The following is a 20059-nucleotide window of genomic DNA, read 5'->3' as shown; positions in this document are numbered from 1 at the left end:
GTGAAGATTGCTTTTTTCACCGAAACTTTCCTCCCCAAGGTGGATGGAATTGTTACTCGTCTAACCAAAACAATTCAAAACCTTATTGAATTAAACGATGAGGTCCTTTTGTTCTGTCCCGAAGGTGGACCTGAGCATTACATGGGAGCGAAGGTTATTGGTGTACCGGCAATGCCCTTACCGCTATATCCAGAACTCAAACTTGCCTTACCTAGGCCTGCTGTGTCAGAAGCATTAGACGAATTCCAACCGGATTTGGTGCACGTTGTCAATCCTGCTGTTCTAGGCCTTGGAGGCATCTGGCTTGCAAAAACCAATGGAATTCCACTGGTAGCCAGTTACCACACTCATCTACCTAAATACCTTGAGCATTACGGAATGGGGATGCTTGAACCTTTGCTTTGGGAAATGCTAAAAGCAGCACACAACCAAGCACAACTAAATCTGTGCACATCCACTGCAATGGTTAAAGAATTGCATGAAAAAGGAATACAACACACAGCTCTATGGCAACGAGGGGTTGACACAGAAACATTTAGACCTGAGTTACGCAAAGAATCTATGCGTAAAAAACTGTTGGGAAAATATGATGATCAAGGTTCTCTACTCATATACGTAGGACGACTTTCTGCAGAAAAACAAATTGAAAGAATCAAACCTGTTTTGGAAGCACTTCCTGAATCGAGACTTGCTCTAGTAGGGGATGGGCCATACCGACAACAACTAGAAAAAATCTTTGAAAATACTGCTACAACTTTCGTTGGATATTTAAGCGGCGAAGAACTTGCCAGTGCTTATGCATGCGGTGATGCATTCCTCTTCCCGTCTAGTACAGAAACCCTAGGATTAGTACTCTTAGAAGCCATGGCAGCAGGCTGCCCAGTCGTAGGAGCAAATAAAGGTGGCATACCAGACATCATTACGGATGGTGTAAACGGATGTCTTTACGATCCAGATGGAATGGATGGTGGCTCAAAAAGTTTGATTAATGCCACCCAGAGACTTCTTTCAAACGATCTTGATCGACAAACAATGCGTAATGCCGCTCGTCAAGAAGCAGAGCGATGGGGTTGGAAAGGGGCGACAAAACAACTACAAAGTTATTACAAACAAATTATTGAGACACCTTCTATAACTATTGCTGCTTAGCTTTCTGCTAAAGATGCTGACCCTACATTTTCCTTACGAATTCTCTCCCAAACCTTCAGGACTTTTCTTGCAATAGGCAATGCATGTACCGAACCTCCGCCAGGAGTATTTTGTGCAAAAGCAACAACTACAATCTCTGGTGATTGGTAAGGAGCAAAACACACAAACCATGCATGATCATGCCCTCCAGAACTATCCTCAGCAGTGCCAGTCTTGCCAGCGACAATTGGAAAATCAGCCATATACATTGCTGCACCAGTACCTGACTGAACAACTTTTCTAAGTCCTCGTCTAATTGTGTTCAAAGTAGATGGTCTAATATCTACTTTGCTGCGGTATTTATCAGACATCCAATCTTTTCCTCCATCTACTAGATGTGGAGTAATCAAATAACCGCCGTTTGCAAAAACTGCATAAGCTCTTGCTAATTGAAGGGGCGTTACCTGAACCACTGCTTGACCTATAGCTGCGCTTGCCATGTCTTCAGGCATCCATGGTGTCATCCCTGGATTAGCCCATCCTCTACCGTCTTTGGCCCAGTCCTCATGCCCCACTAAACCGGGACTTTCTTCATAACTCAATTCAATACCTGTCAAAACATTAAAACCAAGTTTTCTCGCCGCTTGATAATGCTCTTTAGAACCGACTCCAACTCCAACTTGATAGAAAAAAGTATTGCTTGAAAAACTTAAAGCATCTTCATATCCAATATTGCCAAAACCAATGCCATTGTGATCAGGAAAACAATGGCTTCCGTAAGTTATACAACTAGTAGTTTCCAGAAGAACATCTGGAGGAAATTTCTTACTTTCCATTCCTGCCATTGCAGTAACAACCTTCCATGTACTACCAGGGTCATATGCATTTAAAGCTCTGCTAAATAAAGGTTTTGTAGAGGAAAAAAATAATCGGTCATACTCCTTTTGAGTGGTAAAAAACTTGGAAAAAAAATTTGGATCAAAAGACGGCCTACTAACCATGGCTCTAACAGCTCCATCTCTAGGATCAAGAACAACAATTGCCCCTGCAGATTTAGCAGAAAGTGCTTGTTCCGCAGCCCTTTGTAAATCCAAATCAAGTGTAAGAACTAAATCTTTTCCAGCTACTGCTTCTTTTTCTCCTAAATTTCTTTGTACCACTCCCATTGCATCTACTTCAAGCATCTGACCACCCCATTCGCCACGTAAATGACTCTCAAATGCGGCTTCCAAACCCTTTCTTCCAATACGATCTCGAATTCTGTATCCCTTTGATGATAAGAACTTATATTCATCTTGAGTAATTAATTGTGTATAACCTAAAGCATGTGCAGCTAAAAACTTATTGGGGTAATAACGAAGGACATCAACATCAACCTGTGCTCCTTTAAAATTACTTTCATTCTCTCGAAAACTAAGAACCTGTTTAGGCTTTAAATTCACTGCTAAAGTCATCCTATAAGAACTACTAGGAGTAAAATTATTAAATCGCTTATCCAGTTTATTTTTAGGCAGATCTAAAAGACTAGACAACCGATCTCGAAGTGCAGGCCAATCCTTCTTTTCAATTAATCTTGGCTGAAGATAAAGATTGTAAATTAATTTATTAGTCGCCAAAATCCTACCCCTTCGATCCAAAAGGCGTCCACGTATAGGAGAACGAGCTACTAATCGAATACGATTTTGCTTAGAAAGATCTCTATACCTCGAGCCTTCTAAAACCTGCAACCAAAAAAGACGCCCAACTATGACCGCAAAAAAAATAAATATGCAAGAAACAAATACTGCAGGTTGAAAGCCAGTCCCAGCCAAGCGGCGACTACTCTTAATCACGAAGGGACGTTGAGCCATAACTTTTCCCTTCTCTAAGAATTTATAGACGATTCAAAAGTATTATCTGCTAAGTGATTTTCAAGTTCTTCAAGCCTAGATTCAATACGACTCAGCAATTTCACCAACTCCTCCTCATCTGCAATCCCATTAGATGTGGCAATTGAATCTTCAACCCCTACATTTACGGACATTACTGGGTTACCAAGACCTGGACTAACACTATCGAGCTTCTCACGTAAGTCTTTAGCTGCACTCTCTCCCTCTTTTTTCAAATCATCTAAAGGAGCCTTGGATTCATTAATAACCTCCAAAACCCTCTTAACCCCTCCCTGACGAACCCTTTCAAACATCGCCAAACCTACTGGAAGAACATCTTGCATAAATGCAAGTCGTATCCGATCAATTTTTTCATCAGCCATGCATACTTAAAAAACTAACGAACTACAGTCTGCTCGGAAGGAGAGAAAAATGTTGGACAAGAAAAATTAGACACCCCAATGGACCATCCTGTAAAGCCCGAAAGTACTACTAAGGCAATCATGGGTCCTATTGCATGATGGGTGGCATCTAAAGCAAACCACTCCTTCCAAGAACGCCAAAACCTTTCTCTTTGCAAACGCTTTCTATCCTTTAGTTCAGCGTGAAAACGTCTTCTAAAAGCTTTCTCTACCCAACGCTCAAAAGCACGCTTTTTAGTCACGGCCATTTTGCGTTCCACCTCTAAAAGTTGACCTGCTGTGAGTTCAGGATGAAATGTGCCTATCAACTCAAGACTTTTTAAAAACATCTCAACTGCTGCATCCTTGAGAGCAATTTGTTCTTGATCCAAAAGAGACCAGTCAATCTCAGGGTAAAAACGTGCTCTATTCAAATTAATTTGATCTTCACCTAACTGTCCAGGCTCCCTAAGCCACCGATCAGTATTGCTATCAAAGCGACGCCAATAAAGAAAAGGGTTGATGAACACTGTCTTCCCTGCAATCCAAATACTGTCTTGCTGCAAACGTCGTTGAAGCTGGGGATCAGCTTGAGGTGCGGCAGTCAAAATGCTCATAGCCAGTGCACCAAGATATCTATTTCAAGAGCAAGGCACCAGTACCTGGCAATTCTTAGTATGAATCTCTAAACGTAAATCAAAAGTCGTGAAATAAACAACAATTTCGAAATCAAAGCTAGTAAAAGCGATAATTAAATAAAAGGAAGGAAATTCAACATGGAATCAGGAATTCAAATTGATCAATTAAAATGCCCAAAATGTCAGTCTGGTTTAATCTACCAACTAAAAAGTAGGTCAAAGATACAATGCATTAGTTGCCTTAAAGTTTTTCAACAATCTAAAAACTTCTATGATTTTATACATGAGAGTAGCTTGAATGAAAAATCATTAAAAGAAATCAGATTTTGGGAAGATCTTATTACAAAAGAAAAGAATAAAAGTCATAATAATATAACCAATATGAACCTTAGGCTAAAAGGTTATTTAGAAAATATTTCTGGTTCAGTACTAGAAATTGGATTTGGTGCAGGGGCTGATCTTAAGTTATTTAGTCAGAATATTAACATCAAAAAACTAATAGGAGTCGATTTAATCTCTAACGGAAGTTCAATTGCTGAAAGCTTTAAAAATCGAAATGATGTTTTGATTATTAGAGCAGACACTGAATCTCTCCCTTTAAAAGAGAGGCAATTTGACTATGTTTACTCATACGGTGTAATACATCACACGAAAAATCCTCTTAAATCACTAAAAGAATGTAGAAGAGTAATGACAAATAAAGGAAAATTACTTATATACGTTTATAGCTCCCATGAGGGGAATATATTGAAAAGAATTGGAATTCTTGTGGAAAAGTTTTTGATAGATATCCTTAGGCCATTTCCACAATGGGTTCAAATAAGTTGTTGTGGCTTAATTACTCCATGTGCTTGGATTCTTTTTTCTATACCCTCCAAACTAATTAGATCTTTAGGTTTCAAGGAAATAGCAAACCAATTTCCATTTCATTGGGCTGGTAATAAACCTTATACAATACTCCCAGATATAAAAGATAGATTGCTGTCACTTGCTAATCACAGATACACAAAGAAATCATTAAATTCATTACTCAGTCATGCAGAGCTGAAAAGTGAATTCATGTTTGAGGATCACACTGGAATATATTGTGTTATTCAAAAAATTAGGCCGTATTAACATTGATCTGCAACCCATCTCATTGCATCAGATCTTCCTACCCCAAGAACTTCCCTCCAATCTCTACATGCACCTTCTATATCTCCTGATAATTCCTTAGCAATTCCCCTATTTTTATAAGCACCTACATATCTAGTATCTATAAGTAAAACCTTATTCAGATCTTGGATAGCTGCCTTATAATTTCGTTTACGTTTATAAATTAACGATCTAAAGTAGTAAGAATGTACAAAATCTGGACGTAAGCGAATTACTTGATTATAATCCTTAAGAGCTGCTTCATAATCTCCCAATTCGTCATTCAATGTGGCGCGATTATAAAAAGCTGAATAATCATTATAATTAATATAAATGACCCGACTGTAATCATCTAAAGCACCTTTATAATCACCAATAATTCTTTTTACTGTGCCACGATTATTATAAGTATCAGCACTGTTAGGATTAAACTCTAAAGCCTTTGTATAATCTTTAAGGGCTCCCTGATGATCACCTTTGCTACTTCTCTCAACACCACTATTATAATAGAATCGATAACTATCTAAATTAGACTCCGACATAGCAAAAATAGTTAATTGGGAGGATATTAAAAGAATTGAATTTAAATACTGAAAACAACTAGGCTTAAATAAAAAAGAGAAATAAAAAGAAAGGTATTTTCTATAATGAAAGAGCAAATAGTGTTGCGCTCTCAATCGTTTATCATGCAAAGATAATATGTTTGGCATATATCTATTACTCCCACTCAATTGTAAGTTCGATATTTTGATCCTTTATTATTGCAGGAATCTGGGGATTTGTCTAGTATTCTCACTCAATAGTAAGTTCAATATTTTAATCCTTCATAATGAATGGGATCACTAAGGAGTTGAAATCATAGTATCACAACTATTTTAGCGTGTGATGAGTGTGTGTTTAAAAAATAATGCGACATACTTTTGGAAATGTTCAGTATTGATAATAGAATTCTAATAATTATTAGTAAATTTTGATGTCAATCAATATCAAGGAAAGTAAATTATCTGGACAAAGTCACTACCGTCCAGAGATTGATGGTTTGAGAGCATTTGCAGTAGTCACTGTCATTATCAATCACTTCAACAAAGAAATACTACCAAATGGATACCTTGGGGTTGATATCTTTTTTGTTATATCAGGATTTGTTATAACATCATCTCTTTATCAAAGACGAAGTAAAGACTTCAAGGATTTTATCAGTGGATTTTATCAAAGAAGGATCAAACGCTTAGTGCCAGCACTATCAGTTTTTGTCCTGATCACAAGTATTGCGATCTGTTTATTCAATCCAACACCTGGAATATCTTTGATAACAGGTCTGACATCATTATTTGGATTATCTAATCTATATCTCCTCAAAAATGCAACAGATTACTTTGCCCAGTCAACAGAATTTAATGTATTCGCACACACTTGGTCTCTTGGTGTTGAAGAGCAGTTCTACATGTTGTTTCCTTTTCTGATTTGGTTTTCTGGTTTTGGAAGACAAACTAAAAATGGTGCTCGCAATTTATTTCTGACAGTTGTAACACTAACGATTATATCTTTTATTGGATTTCTTTATTTATATCCAACAAGCCAATCAGCAGCATATTTCCTAATGCCGACAAGGTTCTGGGAAATGGCAGTCGGGTGTCTGATTTTTATTGGCTTGCAGAGGCGAGCATTTATTGAAAAGTTTGTTGAGAAGGTGCCACCGCTTTTAGTGCTGTTTTTGATTGTGGGAGTGATGTATCTACCGATTTCATTTGCAACAGAAGCAACAATTACAGTGGTTGCTTTGTCATCAGTCCTCATCGCCTCTTTGAAGGAGCAAACGGGAGCATACAAATTTTTCACAAGTCCTAAAGTTGTTTATATAGGTCTCATTTCTTATTCACTTTACCTATGGCACTGGGGTGTTCTTTCAATCAGTCGTTGGACTATTGGAATTCATTGGTGGTCAGTGCCAATTCAGGTCGCTCTAATGCTTGGTATGGCAATTGCCTCCTATCGATGGATCGAAACACCACTTCGTAAGGGCAACTGGTTTGGGAAACGATGGAAGACTCTTGTAGTTGGAGGAGGAGTGATAGTCACACTTTCAGCTGGTCTTATTGCACTTGGGAGACCACTCAAGGGAAAATTATTCTTAGGAGAAATGTATAAATACCCAATTGAGAAAACCATCAACAAGCATGAGTCTCTTATAAGTACACTATCAAATAAAAATTTCTCTATTGCTGGAAACAGTCACTCCGACCATATAATTCCTCTATTAGAAAATTTATTTGATGAGAAAGTTTTTCACCTCAAAAAAAGTTTTCCTTGCGAAACCTTAGAGATCAACCAAGAATCTTTGAGTTTTGATAAAATTCAATGCTCGTTTTATAAAGATATAGATCTTCTTCTAGAGACTTTAGTCAAAGGGGACTTTCTGATTATTTCATCTAGGCATAGAGGTATTTTTCAGAATGGTTGGTATACCAATCGTCTAACTTACATGCCTAATAAGCTAAACAAAGAGAACTGGGATAACTACCAAATGCAATTCTGGGATCAAGTTGAACAAATAGCAAAATTAGCAAAAGAAAAATCAATCAATGTTATTTTTATAATGCCTTTGCCTGAATTCAAAACTTATACAGATGCTAACTTTTGTACTAAACAGTGGTTCAATAATCTAGGTTATAGTAGTGATCAATGTATTCCTAATACAAATAAGCAGACTTTAATTGACAGGCTTAGTTCATATTCTTACAAAAGAGTACTTATTATTTCTGAGAAATATAAGAACTTTGTTGCAGTAGATTTCCTTGCCGAATTCTGCATGGATGAGATTTGTAATCCTATTCATAAAGAATCCAAAAATTATCTTTACTTAGATCCCAATCACCTAGACCCAACAAGATACTTGGAATTGTACAATTCAATTCTGAGGCAGTTGCATTTGAAATTTAAAGACTCTAATTTGTTGAATGGCTGACTAAAATACTAGATTAGTCTATATAAACATATGAGATTCGATGGGAAGATATAAAAAGGAAGATACTATAAACCTACAAAACTTTGAAACCTCCCTTGAGATGGCGATCAAAGAAGAAATTGCCCCAGTACAAAAAATGAAGAAGGGATTTTTATTCCCCAACTTTTATATCTGGTAAAAAGAGTCTTATTTTTCTAGATTTTGTTCTAGAAAATAGGTCTTTTTGTTTGTTAGTTGCAACAAAGAAAGCATATTGACTAGTACCTAAACTTCTCATCTCCTTTATAGAAACTTGACTACCTGTCTTATTGAATAATTTCTTAGTTCGTAACCTAAAAATAATATTTATATGACTTGTTCAACCTGGATTTGGATATGCCTATATTGTCATACCTATCTTTAGTAATACTTTTACTAACACCTTCTTTTTTACCAACCATTTCAGAACGAAAATTAGAACGTTTATTTAATAGACATTGATCAATCACTTTTTGAAGTGCTTTAGTTTTTGCTGGTGACAATTCAGCAGTACAAAGAGATAACCTTTTCCCATAATCTTTATTTCGAACGAGGATACCTACGTACCAAGTTTTTTTTCACTAACTGGTTGATTAATTTTGCTATCTAATCTTTTGAAATATAAGCATTTGGTGAATACTTATCAACAGCAATATCTAATTCAACGTACCCAACAAAAGTACGCCCATTATTCCCTCAGAAACCCATAATTCTTCTCTTTCTAAATGTTTAAAAATATCGAAAAGACTAATCCAAGATTTCTCTGTGGAGACGGTGACAAGATGTCACGGTGAAGTTGCGGTGAAGTAATCTCTCAGAGCCCTTGCAATTATGTCGCCTAATTTTACGTTGAACTCCCGATGAAGTGACCTTTTAGTGAGTAATTGGGTTCTCTATATGTTACTTATTCCCACTCAATTGTACCAGGTGGTTTACTAGTAATGTCTAAGACAACTCTATTTACACCTTGAACCTCATTGACGATGCGATTAGAAATCAATTCAAGAATCTCATCAGGCAATCGAGACCAATCTGCAGTCATTCCATCCTCACTAGATACACATCTAAGTACAATCGGCCATGCATAAGTTCTTTGATCTCCCATAACTCCTACTGAACGTACTGGTAAAAGAACTGCAAAAGCCTGCCATATATCATGATATAAACCTGCTTTTTGTATTTCATCACGAACTATAAAATCAGCATCTCGTAAACAATCTAGCTTTTCATGAGTAACTTCTCCAAGTATACGAATGGCCAATCCAGGGCCGGGAAAAGGATGCCTTCTAACTATTTCTTCTGGTAACCCAAGTGACCTTCCGACCTTACGCACTTCATCCTTAAATAAACGCCTTAAAGGTTCGACCAATTTAAATTGTAAATCTTTGGGAAGTCCACCAACATTATGATGACTTTTGATTTTCACTGCCACACGCTCTCCCGTCTTAGAGTCTATATTTGTTCCTGCACTTTCTATGACATCAGGATAAAGAGTGCCTTGAGCTAAATAATCAAAAGGCCCAAGACGAAGACTTTCCTCTTCAAAAACCCTAATAAATTCTGTTCCAATAATTTTCCGTTTTTCTTCTGGGTCAACTATACCCTCTAGTTTTCCAATAAAACGCTCTCTAGCATTAATATATTCAACATTAATATGAAATTCTTGTTTAAAGAATTCCATTAAAAACTCAGGCTCTCCTTTTCGCATAAAGCCCTGATCAATAAACATGCAGGTCAGCTTTTCTCCAATTGCTTTATTTAATAAGAATGCAAGCGTTGAGGAGTCGACCCCTCCAGAGAGTGCAAGCAGAACTCTTTTGTTTCCAATTTGTTGTCTAACCTGTGAGATAGATTCCTCAATAAATGTATTAGTAGTCCAATCAGGTTCACAACCACAAATATGGTAAACAAAATTCCTTATCATTGACATTCCATATTGTGAATGTACAACTTCAGGATGAAATTGAACTCCATATAATCTTTGCCTCTGAGAGGCAATTGCTGCCATAGGAGTATTTGATGTATGCGCTAAGCAATCAAATCCTTCTGGAAGTTGCAAAACAGAATCCCCATGACTCATCCACATCGTTGAACCATTTTTTACATTGGTAAACAATTCTGTTGGATCATCAATCTCTAAAGGAGCCTTTCCATATTCCGCCCTGCCAATCGCAGCTTCTACTTTTCCCCCCAACTGATGTACCATCAAATGCATTCCATAACAGACTCCAAGTACTGGAATATCTAAGTCCCAAATTTTTTGATCACACTTAGGAGCACCTTCAAAATAAACAGAACTTGGTCCCCCACTAAGAATGATTCCCTTAGGCGCCATCTTTCGCAGAGTCTCCGCTGAAGTGCTATAGCTGAGAACGAGAGAGTAGACCTCCGTCTCTCGGACTCTTCTAGCGATCAACTCGGAATATTGCGAGCCAAAATCGAGAATAACTATCGCAGCCTGTCGCTGCCCGTTTGACTGAGTAGAAGGCATATATCCTAAATCTTTTAAAAAGAAACACTAAGATCCTTCAGAGTAGATAAAAACTCATGAGACGTCCTCCCAATCAACACCCAAAGAACTAAGAAGTTCCATCCCATTTGGACCTACCCATCGCAAACACCTCTCTCGATCAAACAAAGCAGAGCCCACTTTGATGGACCATGATCCATATCTCGCAATATAAATCAAACTTTTCATCTCAACCTCAACAGCCAATCTATTCCATAATTTGCTTGCTAAATCTGGTTGTTGCTTACTAAGCACACGAAAGGCAGCTTCCATTGATTCAGCATCAGCAATTAATCTGATCACCGAAACAGATAATTCTTCCTTGACTGCTAAAGAGGTCAGGATTTCAAGACGAGCATCTGCTAAATGATGATGTGTATGAAATACACCCCCAGCTAACTTAACTAATTTGCCATGGTAACCAAATAACAAAAGTTCTTTAACACCAACTTCAGCAGCAGCAACTAAGGCGGGTCCCAACCAATTACCTACCTTAAGGATCAAATTGAATGGTATCCCAATCTCTTGAGCCAATAGCAATCCATTCTCTCCGATAACAAAAACAAATCGACCCTCAAAATCATTTTGAGAAGTCTGTTCTCGAAGTTTTTGTAGAGTCTTTTGAAGCTGGTCAGGAGAAGCACTATCTTGAACTTCGGCCTGAGTACCTATCAAAGCTAAGCCATCTACAACACCAAAAGAAGCATTACTAGTTTTAATCGCCAAATCTTTGCCTCTTGGCAAAACAATTTCAACCCTTAGTGAAGATCCATCAGGTACTAATGAACGTAAATTTACTGTCAACAACTCCTTTGCAAAAGATGAAAGGCAAATATCACCATTATCCTGATAAGTCCCAACTCCTATTCCAGGGATAATTTGAAGCCAATCATCCCCATAATCTTCAAATTTTTCACTAGAAAGTCCTGCTGTATCTGCATCTATCCATTGCACAAATACCCAGATTTCAAGACCTCGCGTTAAATCTAATGAAGCACCTGACTGACAATCAGCAATTGCAAAAGCTTGCTGACCTTCATTAAACCTGCCCGAAAATCTAACTGGCACATCTCGGGGTCCTTTCCCGTCTAATAAATTAAGACTCTGAGATGAAGAGAAAGGCCTTCCTCGCAATGTTTCTAATGCGGATTTGGCAGCTGCTGCTGCCCAAACAGGAAGGACTAATCCTTTGTCAATAGCGCAATGTTTTTCTATGGGAACTAACCAGAGGCTAACTTTTAAAGTGTCATCCGTTTAATCCAGAGACCATGCAGGACAAACTAACCCTGATGATCCCTGGTCCTACACCAGTCCCAGAAACTGTACTCAAAGAGATAGGACGCCATCCTATTGGCCATAGGAGTAGTGAGTTTCAAAACCTTGTACAACGAACTACTGAACAACTGAAATGGTTGCATCAGACCACTAATGAAGTTCTAGTCCTGACTGGGAGTGGAACTGCTGCAATGGAAGCAGGAATCATCAATACTTTAAGTAAAGGAGACAAAGTGTTATGTGGTGAAAATGGAAAATTTGGAGAGCGATGGGTCAAAGTCGCCAAGGCATATGGACTCGATGTAAAAGTCATCAAAGAAGAATGGGGTAAACCGCTAGATCCAACTAAATTCAAAAACGAACTAGAAAATGACAAAAAGAAAGAAATACGTGCAGTAATAATTACACACTCCGAAACATCAACAGGCGTCATAAATGACCTAAAAACAATTAGTGAATATGTACATAGATATGGCAATGCTCTAATAATTGTAGATTGTGTTACAAGTCTTGGAGCTTGCAATGTCCCTATGGATGAATGGGAACTTGATGTCGTTGCATCTGGCTCTCAAAAGGGATATATGATCCCACCTGGTTTAAGTTTTGTAGCTATGAGTAAAAGAGCTTGGAAAGCTTATGAACGATCAGATTTGCCAAAATTTTACCTTGACCTAGGTCCCTATAAATCTACTTCCTTAAAAAATAGCAATCCTTTTACTCCTGCAGTAAACCTATACTTTGGCCTAGAAAAATCACTCAACATGATGCAAGAAGAGGGCCTTGCAAATATCTTCAATAGACACTCTCGACATAGAAGTGCGATTCAAGCTGCAATGCACGCAATTAAATTGCCTTTGTTTGCAGCTGAAGAACATGGGAGTCCTTCTATAACAGCTATAGAACCACAATTTATTAATGCAGAAGAACTTAGAAAAACAGTTCTAAACCGTTATGACATCCTTTTAGCAGGAGGACAAGATCATCTCAAAGGAAAAGTTTTTAGGATTGGTCATTTAGGGTTTGTAAATGATAGAGATATTTTGACAGTGATCGCTGCTATTGAAGGCACTTTAGATGCTTTAAGATTACATAAAACAAATCCAGGTGCAGGAATGGCTGCAGCAGCTAGAATATTAGCCTAAAAGCAACCCAAATTTATGCAAGTCTGTTAGTATATGTAAAAGTTGCGGGTGTAATTCAGCGGTAGAATGTCAGCTTCCCAAGCTGAACGTCGCCGGTTCGATTCCGGTCACCCGCTTGCTAGGTAAATAGCATCAGTTCCAAGCTTAGAATATTTTACATGCTAGTAATTTATTAGTATTGCTAAATGCTAATAACCAGCAGCCTAGCTTCTTGGTTTAATTAATTGAAGAACCTGAGGACCCACTGCTCCAGCTCGACGTTCCTGATCTAAGGCCCTAAGAATCAACATTCCTGCTGCATCTATATCACCAGCTTCAGCCTTCAGGCATGCAGCATCAAAGAAACTTAAAGCAGCTTTAAAATAAGCCTCACGTTTACTATGCGAAGCAACCATTTGAAATCAAGTTCTTAGAATAGTGTAAGTCAAGTCTTCTTAAATGAAGTTCTTCAATTAAAGCTGAAATTAGATTCTATTTAACACTGTTAGTATACAACAGCAATGTCAAAATATGTAGACACCACTTCAAGTCAGAAGCTCTTAGCAGGGGAAAGCAAAAAAAGTAATAATCTTGCTACTTATTTCAAAAATCTTGATGGATACCGTAAAAAGTTTTCTTAGGTTTTCAATAAATAATCAATATATCCACTCTTGATGAGGTAGCAATCGGATCATTTCATAACACTTTAGGCAATTGCACTCATTGCAATTGTCAGTCATACACTAAGCCGCAAGTGTTTCCTCTTCATCCGACCATGACTGGTCAACATTTTCAGGTGGGCTTGAGGTTGCCAACAATTCCTGGCAATCCCTAAGAAGTTGCTCAACACCATCCAACATTGCTAATTCCTCCTCAGAAGGTTCCTGCTGAGCTTTATTCAACTGCAATTCAAGAACCTCTTGTCGTTGCTCAAGCCTCACCAAACGCTGAGACAATGCATTAATTGTCTGGGCAAGATCTTCTGCTGTTCTAGTAATCCTGAAAGAGCATGACGAAGGCATCGCAATAAGTTGCACTACTTCAGATGACAACACATAGAAGAGACAATCTCAAGTCCTCATAGAACTTGTTTTGAAAGCAAGAACTGAATCCAAAGAGATCTGTATGCGGAAAGATCATGTCAAATTGAGGGCCATTTTAACTACCTTTTTGTGGAACATTAATCGGGTTGCTGACTGTGCGAAGTGGAATCCCTGCTGCTCAGCTAGCAAGAGCAATTTTTCGAGCAGGGATCGCAAGTATGAATGGTCAAATCAAAAATATCGAATTGCCACTACGTACACCAATCACATTAAAAATAGGCATTTGAACGGTTATTTGAACAGGCCTTAATAGAGAAGCTTTAGAACAAATCCAAAACCTTTGGACACAAGCCTTCCTAATCACTAACACGCTAATAACATACAGACATTGGTATTGGCCTATGGAGCAGCCGCTGACTTGGTATTGATACAGTCGTATCACTTTTAGGTGAAGCCGCAGGCGGTATTAGTGGGATGAGCCTTGTAGGAGAAGAGTTTTGAGTAAATGCTGCAGTCGCTAGTCTTCATCCTGTAAGACTAATCAGAGTGCTTGTGTACTGGCTCTAAGAATGAAGCTTTGGGGACCTCTTAGAAATAAAATCCCTGATCAGGCCTGGACAGAATCTAAAGAGTAGATAAGTTGATCAAAAATATCTTTGCTATCCAGCCATGAAAGCAAATAACACCTTCCAAAAATTTTCACTCCTACTACTTGGCATTTCAAGCATTGGGATTTTGACCTCCTATGCAAAAGCAAGTGAACTAAACACTCAAGGAGGTAAAGGCGCAAAGGTCTATTGCTATATGCGCAGTAATGGCAATGCACATGAAGTCAGCTGGGATGCCTCATATGCACTACTTAAGAGACAATCAAATAGCATGTTTAAAACATCTCCTAAACATGCTGCAGTAATGATCACCGAAGCTGTAGTCCAAGATCCAGAAAAATATCCCAATTGTGGACAATATCTGGGAGATCTATTCTCACCAAACAAAATAAAAGAAGAAATTGCCAACATGCAAGATACTGAAACCAACCAAAAGACTAAATACAACTCAAACAGTGCTAGTCGCTACAGCTACTAACGTAGACTGATAAAGTGCTAAAAATACTAATCCTATTAAGCATAACAATACTTCAAATAAGTTGTCGTGAACAGGGAGATATGTCGACAATAAATTCACAACCATCATCAAACTCATGCTTGGAGGGTGTAAATCTTAGCAAGCTAGAAATAGCCTTAGAAAATTGCAATAAAATTATCAAAAAATATCCAAATAGTGCTCTAGCACTAAATGCAAGATCCATGCTATTCATACTATTAGATGAAGATGATCTTGCATGTAAAGATATAGAGAAAGGTATTTCTCTTATTAAAAATAAAACCATCACAAATGACCGTCTCCTAATTCACGAGCTCAAAACTCGTCACAAAAACTGCATACAAAGTCGAACCATTTCTGAAAATGACTGACGCTCTATAGAAACTTGTCTATTCCCTAAAAATAAATCAATCCTTTTTTCCTTCTTTTCAATAGTTGCATCAACTAACTGATCAGCAATCCCAAGCTGCAGCCAATGACTTTTTAATGGCCATTTGCTGCCTATTCGATGGCAACGATCTTCTGCTTGATTGACATCGCCTGGTGTCCATGGACGTTCTAATAAGACAACATGATTTGCCTTCATAAGATTTAGCCCAAGACCGCCAGATCCATAGGTTGTGAGTAACAAAGAACTTGGGTTAGATTGAAAACGTTTTATAGATATATCACGCTCTTTAATACTCTGTCTACCTGTCACTAATTCACCTCCCAATCGTCTTCTAAGAAGAATTAAAGGGGTAACAAAGCTACTAAAACAAACAACAGATTGATCTTGATCAATAATTCCTTTTATCAGAGAATAAGCTTCTGGTAACTTAAACTCTGCACCAATCTGTCGAAGAGCAGTTAGCAAAACTAATGATTCGGTTTCGGAGCGAACCAAACCTTGTTGGACACGAAAACGATAATCATCAATCGCTAAGGAAACTCTTCGTTCAAAACCCAAGGTTTTTGCAGAGTCAAGTTTAACAGGATGTTTAATACGGGTTTTCGGAGGTAACTTGATAAGATTTAGTTTGCGACGCTGCAAGATAAATGAAGCTGTAGCTTCATGAAGTTCAAGCAAATTTTGGTGTTGATCATCAACAAAATCTCTGTGAAATTTTTTTTTATTTGAAGCAATAGGATGCTGCATTGCAGCTAATAAAGGAAAAAGTTGCGATGGATATCCGTTTTTCATGGGTGTTCCAGTTAGTAGCCAAATTGCTCGCAACCTTGGATGACGGGATAAACGTAATAATGCTTGTGTTCTATTAGCTTTAATTGATTGAGCAAAATGTGCTTCATCTACAATTAAAACTGTTTCTTGATTAGGTAAATCTCTAGGGAGAGAGGCCCAGCTTTTCAGAATTATTGGAAGATCAATTGCGTTTGCCTCTTCAGTCCAAAGTGAATGAAGGCATGAAGGAGCAATAACCATGACAAGTGCATCAGTTGATCTAACAATCGCTTGCGAGGCTAAAAGAGCAGTCAGTGTTTTCCCTAAGCCCATCTCATCAGCAAGCAAAGCAGCTTTGCGAGATAGAAGCCAACTAACAGCAAACCGCTGATGAGGGAAAAGGCTCCTGCCATCAGGCAACTCTCGATCTAGGGACGCAGCAACCATCAATTCCTCATGGCTAGGCAGTGGCCCCAAGGGATGTCTAACCAACTGCAGCCAGCGAGCTAAATCATTTGTCACTAAAAACCGTGAACCAAGTTGCTCAAGAAGCTCTTGTGCAGCAGATAAAGGGAACTGCCAACCTTCCTGAACGCCATTCCATGTTCCCTTGGGCCTCACTTTCTTCAACTGAGCATCAGTCACCCCATCGAATGGAAAAACCACCTTAAGCAAGCCATCTGCAGAGAGATCTAAATAACAACTAGGAGCCAAAGAAATCTATGCCGCTTTGCCGTAATGAATCCAAATTTACTCTCACTAGGCATAGTTGCAAGAATCAGAGACGAAATAACGCAACCTACGTCAAATATGGAAATTGAAACATTCAATGCATTGACTAGCCGCACAAGCACGGCAAACTTTGCTTAACCAATTGATTCGGATGCACTCAAGGGATGCGGTTTTCCTAGAGGATCTCTGCCCTAAGTTGCGTGTTCGGCAATGGAGACAATCTCTTCATACTTTTACTGGAAAAAGCTGTATCTATTGTGGGAAGCCATCAGAGTCTATTGATCATATTTTGCCAATGAGTCGTGGCGGCCTCAGCATTACTGAAAACTGTGTTCCGGCATGCCTTTCTTGCAACGGTAAGAAATCTGATACCGATGCTTTTGATTGGTATAGACAACAAAAATTTTATGATCCTCGCCGTGCAATGGCTATAAGAGCTTGGCTAGATGGGGATTTACGATTAGCGATAAGATTGTTGCAATGGGCCACTCCTAATCGCAAGGCGAATCACAAAGAGATAAACCAAGAGATTTCTCAAAACAGCAAAGATAATGAAGAAGATTGGGCATTGTTTGCTGCATAAATCAAATTCACCAAACAGCACAAGCAGCTGATGAATTATGTTGCTGACAAATCTTTGCATGTACCAAAGGTTTCTCAGGTGCTAATAAAGCTGCAAAAATTATCAAAATTGCAGCTATAAAACCAAAGGAAATCCAACTTCTGTTCAAAAACTCTCTAGAACTATCTTCCTCACTCTCAGGCAACATGAAATGCGAACTATGTTTCAGACGAAAACTCGAATCAGCCATAAGGCGACCTGACCAGTAATACATTTGTACTCATGCCTAAAGAGTTTGTCAAGTCTTTCCCGCCCTTAAGACCGAATTCAAAACTATTGGTTCTAGGAGCAGGTTTTAGTGGTAGAAGAGTCGCAAATGTTGTCAAAGCCCAAGGCAGGACTGTGATATGTAGTAGACGAAATATCAATAGTTCTGGAGCAGATATTGAGTTTGATAGCAATTCCAAAGATCTACCTCCTATAGATGATCTAAAAACCATCACTCATGTTCTTAGCTGTATTCCCCCATTAGCAACTGGAGAAGACCCTGTACTAACAAAATTTCTAAACCATCTGCAAGAGATGCCACTCCAATGGATTGGGTATCTTTCTACTACTGGAGTTTATGGGGACTCCAAAGGAGAATGGGTAACAGAAAACGATATTCCTAAACCACAACAACCACGAAGCATAAGAAGACTTGCATGTGAAGAAGCTTGGAAACATTCAGGCTTACCCATTCAAATTCTCCGTCTTCCAGGGATTTATGGCCCTAATCGTTCAGCATTGGAAAACTTCAAAAATGAAAAATGTAAAATCATTGAAAAACCGGGACAAGTCTTCTCAAGAATCCATGTTGACGATATTGCTGGAGCCGTATTACACCTCATTCACAAATCCTCTCAAGGAGAATGGCCTTTGGTTGTGAATATTGCTGATGATCTCCCGACGTCAAACAAAGATGTTCTGAATTTTGCGGCCAAATTACTTGAAAAGCCATTGCCTATAGTCGAGCCATTTGAAAGAGCAATTGAAGAAATGAGTGCTATGGCAATTTCATTTTGGCAAGAAAACAGAAGGGTTAGCAATCATCTTCTTTGCAAAGAACTAGGCTATTCATTACTTCACCCTGACTATCAATCAGGACTTAAAGACTGTCTCAAACATTTTAAATATCAAAAAAACACCAATCCTAATTATTCTTGATTTGGTTCTCCAAGAATAAATTCAGACCAATTCATGGGTTTATTTGGATCTACATCAGTAAAACCAACCTCGTGGAAGAACTGTGACCATTTGACCACTATCCATCCATTTTGAAGGCCTCTACCAAAACCAAACAACAGAAGCCCAATAAACAACCAACGCAACATGGCTAAAAAAGATCAATACCTCAACGCTACTAAAAATTTGATCATCGCATTAGGGGATCCTGCAGGAATAGGAATGGAAATCACTCTCAAAGCTTTAGCGTCAAGAAAATTACCCCCAGGGATAATTCCATTACTGGTTGGATGCAAAAAAACCCTAATCGCTACTCACCAAAATCTAAAAGAAAAAGGAATTGGCCCTCTTCCAAATATTCAAGATATAGAAATAGACGACATCCCATTAACTGAAGAATTTAAACCAGGGTATCCATCCGCAGCGACAGGCGATGCTTCATTTGAATGGCTAACAAGAGCTACAGAATACGTTCTGGACAAAAAAGCAAAAGCATTAGTTACAGCACCAATTTGTAAGCATGCCTGGCATGCTGCAGGCCACTTTTACCCTGGACAAACAGAACGACTAGCAGAGCTGGCAAAAACGAATCAAGCCTCAATGCTATTTACAGCAAAATCTCCTTATTGCAATTGGCGATTTAATACTCTTTTAGCTACAACACATATCCCAATTTCACAAATTTCTACAAAACTGACACCACAACTAATCTCATCAAAACTAGATATTCTGTTAAATTTCTGCAAAAACTTTAAAGACAAGCCAACTCTTTCAGTAGCAGGTTTGAATCCACATGCTGGAGAAAACGGAAGTCTTGGCGATGAAGAAATAAAATGGTTAACTCCCCTTTTAAGGGAATGGAGCTGTCAACATCCCACAATCAATCTAATAGGCCCAATTGCACCGGATAGTTGTTGGCTATCAGCTGCAGAAGCATGGAGGAAAGGTCAAACAAGTCACACACCTGATGGGTTTCTAGCTCTATATCATGACCAAGGTCTCATTCCAATGAAATTATTAGCCTTCGACACTGCCGTAAATCTCACGTTAGAACTTCCATTTATAAGAACCTCACCAGACCACGGCACAGGATTTGATATAGCCAGTAAGGGTTGCGCTCGCGAGGAAAGCATGTTGGCCGCAATTCAAACTGCCTGGGAATTAAAAAAATAAAG

Annotated in this window: 21 protein-coding genes and 1 tRNA gene; 11 read left to right on the top strand and 11 right to left on the bottom strand. The window is 38.5% G+C overall.

Annotated features, from left to right (window positions below):
* Window positions 1–1149, top strand: a complete 1149-nt coding sequence (locus tag SOI84_RS06550; RefSeq protein WP_320673753.1) for a glycosyltransferase family 1 protein — start codon at window positions 1–3, stop codon at window positions 1147–1149.
* Here SOI84_RS06550 and mrdA read toward each other — a convergent pair.
* The 3 genes from mrdA to SOI84_RS06535 are packed head-to-tail and all read right to left on the bottom strand — an operon-like array spanning window position 1146 to window position 4005.
* A complete protein-coding gene (gene mrdA, locus SOI84_RS06545) occupies window positions 1146–2978 on the bottom strand; it encodes a penicillin-binding protein 2 (protein WP_320673752.1) in 1833 nt (610 codons plus the stop codon). The two genes, SOI84_RS06550 and mrdA, sit on opposite strands and share 4 nt — an antisense overlap.
* 14 nt (window positions 2979–2992) lie before the next feature.
* The gene (locus SOI84_RS06540) at window positions 2993–3379 is read right to left on the bottom strand and encodes a hypothetical protein (RefSeq protein ID WP_320673751.1); all 387 of its coding nucleotides are present in this window, start codon (window positions 3377–3379) and stop codon (window positions 2993–2995) included.
* Window positions 3380–3393: 14 nt separating this feature from the next.
* Window positions 3394–4005, bottom strand: a complete 612-nt coding sequence (locus SOI84_RS06535) for a hypothetical protein (protein WP_414153630.1) — start codon at window positions 4003–4005, stop codon at window positions 3394–3396.
* A 168-nt stretch (window positions 4006–4173) separates the two neighbouring features.
* Between SOI84_RS06535 and SOI84_RS06530 the strand changes: the two genes are divergently transcribed.
* Complete coding sequence (locus tag SOI84_RS06530; RefSeq protein WP_320673749.1) at window positions 4174–5151, top strand: class I SAM-dependent methyltransferase; 978 nt, start codon at window positions 4174–4176, stop codon at window positions 5149–5151.
* Here the strand turns inward: SOI84_RS06530 and SOI84_RS06525 are convergent.
* The gene (locus SOI84_RS06525) at window positions 5148–5879 is read right to left on the bottom strand and encodes a tetratricopeptide repeat protein (protein WP_320673748.1); all 732 of its coding nucleotides are present in this window, start codon (window positions 5877–5879) and stop codon (window positions 5148–5150) included. The two genes, SOI84_RS06530 and SOI84_RS06525, sit on opposite strands and share 4 nt — an antisense overlap.
* 263 nt (window positions 5880–6142) lie before the next feature.
* Between SOI84_RS06525 and SOI84_RS06520 the strand changes: the two genes are divergently transcribed.
* Window positions 6143–8134: an acyltransferase family protein gene (locus tag SOI84_RS06520; protein WP_320673747.1), complete on the top strand. Its 1992-nt coding sequence runs from the start codon at window positions 6143–6145 to the stop codon at window positions 8132–8134.
* A 922-nt stretch (window positions 8135–9056) separates the two neighbouring features.
* Here the strand turns inward: SOI84_RS06520 and guaA are convergent.
* Both guaA and cbiD read right to left on the bottom strand, forming a co-directional pair.
* Window positions 9057–10643 carry a glutamine-hydrolyzing GMP synthase gene (guaA, locus tag SOI84_RS06515; protein ID WP_320673746.1) on the bottom strand — a complete coding sequence of 529 codons (1587 nt, stop codon included), beginning with the start codon at window positions 10641–10643 and terminating at the stop codon, window positions 9057–9059.
* Between the two features lie 54 nt (window positions 10644–10697).
* Window positions 10698–11858: a cobalt-precorrin-5B (C(1))-methyltransferase CbiD gene (cbiD, locus tag SOI84_RS06510; RefSeq protein ID WP_320675401.1), complete on the bottom strand. Its 1161-nt coding sequence runs from the start codon at window positions 11856–11858 to the stop codon at window positions 10698–10700.
* 71 nt (window positions 11859–11929) lie between these two features.
* Here cbiD and SOI84_RS06505 point away from each other — a divergent pair, with 71 nt between their 5' ends.
* Window positions 11930–13078 (top strand): alanine--glyoxylate aminotransferase family protein, encoded by a 1149-nt coding sequence (locus tag SOI84_RS06505; RefSeq protein WP_320673745.1) that lies wholly within the window; start codon window positions 11930–11932, stop codon window positions 13076–13078.
* A 44-nt stretch (window positions 13079–13122) separates the two neighbouring features.
* Window positions 13123–13194, top strand: a tRNA-Gly gene (locus SOI84_RS06500).
* Window positions 13195–13281: 87 nt separating this feature from the next.
* Here SOI84_RS06500 and SOI84_RS06495 read toward each other — a convergent pair.
* Together SOI84_RS06495 and SOI84_RS06490 are read right to left on the bottom strand one after the other, a co-directional pair.
* Window positions 13282–13473: a hypothetical protein gene (locus SOI84_RS06495; protein ID WP_320673744.1), complete on the bottom strand. Its 192-nt coding sequence runs from the start codon at window positions 13471–13473 to the stop codon at window positions 13282–13284.
* 327 nt (window positions 13474–13800) lie between these two features.
* Entirely contained in the window at window positions 13801–14079 is a 279-nt protein-coding gene (locus SOI84_RS06490) for a chemotaxis protein (protein ID WP_320675400.1), read from the bottom strand.
* A gap of 167 nt (window positions 14080–14246) precedes the next feature.
* On the opposite strand from SOI84_RS06490, the gene SOI84_RS06485 reads away from it, so the two are divergent.
* The 3 genes from SOI84_RS06485 to SOI84_RS06475 all read left to right on the top strand — a co-directional run bounded on the left by SOI84_RS06485 (window position 14247) and on the right by SOI84_RS06475 (window position 15575).
* Window positions 14247–14387 carry a hypothetical protein gene (locus SOI84_RS06485; RefSeq protein ID WP_320673743.1) on the top strand — a complete coding sequence of 47 codons (141 nt, stop codon included), beginning with the start codon at window positions 14247–14249 and terminating at the stop codon, window positions 14385–14387.
* Window positions 14388–14769: 382 nt separating this feature from the next.
* Complete coding sequence (locus SOI84_RS06480; protein ID WP_320673742.1) at window positions 14770–15186, top strand: DUF6554 family protein; 417 nt, start codon at window positions 14770–14772, stop codon at window positions 15184–15186.
* Window positions 15187–15266: 80 nt separating this feature from the next.
* Window positions 15267–15575 (top strand): hypothetical protein, encoded by a 309-nt coding sequence (locus tag SOI84_RS06475; RefSeq protein ID WP_320673741.1) that lies wholly within the window; start codon window positions 15267–15269, stop codon window positions 15573–15575.
* Here SOI84_RS06475 and SOI84_RS06470 read toward each other — a convergent pair.
* Complete coding sequence (locus SOI84_RS06470; protein ID WP_320673740.1) at window positions 15530–17080, bottom strand: DEAD/DEAH box helicase; 1551 nt, start codon at window positions 17078–17080, stop codon at window positions 15530–15532. The genes SOI84_RS06475 and SOI84_RS06470 overlap by 46 nt on opposite strands.
* Before the next feature lie 169 nt (window positions 17081–17249).
* Here SOI84_RS06470 and SOI84_RS06465 point away from each other — a divergent pair, with 169 nt between their 5' ends.
* On the top strand, window positions 17250–17681 hold the full coding sequence (locus SOI84_RS06465; RefSeq protein WP_320673739.1) for an HNH endonuclease: 432 nt from the start codon (window positions 17250–17252) through the stop codon (window positions 17679–17681).
* Between the two features lie 7 nt (window positions 17682–17688).
* Here the strand turns inward: SOI84_RS06465 and SOI84_RS06460 are convergent, their stop codons facing one another.
* Window positions 17689–17934, bottom strand: coding sequence for a hypothetical protein (locus SOI84_RS06460; protein WP_320673738.1), 246 nt, complete (start codon window positions 17932–17934; stop codon window positions 17689–17691).
* Between the two features lie 8 nt (window positions 17935–17942).
* Here SOI84_RS06460 and SOI84_RS06455 point away from each other — a divergent pair, with 8 nt between their 5' ends.
* Entirely contained in the window at window positions 17943–18866 is a 924-nt protein-coding gene (locus SOI84_RS06455; RefSeq protein ID WP_320673737.1) for an SDR family oxidoreductase, read from the top strand.
* On the opposite strand, the gene SOI84_RS06450 is transcribed toward SOI84_RS06455, so the two are convergent.
* Entirely contained in the window at window positions 18857–19033 is a 177-nt protein-coding gene (locus SOI84_RS06450) for a 4-hydroxythreonine-4-phosphate dehydrogenase (RefSeq protein ID WP_320673736.1), read from the bottom strand. The genes SOI84_RS06455 and SOI84_RS06450 overlap by 10 nt on opposite strands.
* Here SOI84_RS06450 and pdxA point away from each other — a divergent pair.
* Window positions 19032–20057: a 4-hydroxythreonine-4-phosphate dehydrogenase PdxA gene (gene pdxA / locus SOI84_RS06445; protein ID WP_320673735.1), complete on the top strand. Its 1026-nt coding sequence runs from the start codon at window positions 19032–19034 to the stop codon at window positions 20055–20057. The two genes, SOI84_RS06450 and pdxA, sit on opposite strands and share 2 nt — an antisense overlap.
* Window positions 20058–20059 lie beyond the last annotated feature (2 nt).

The sequence above is a fragment of the Prochlorococcus sp. MIT 1341 genome (genome assembly GCF_034092415.1).
Lineage (GTDB): Bacteria > Cyanobacteriota > Cyanobacteriia > PCC-6307 > Cyanobiaceae > AG-363-P08.
Note: the sequence above shows the minus strand (reverse complement) of the source record. Positions and strands in the feature narration are given on the sequence as shown.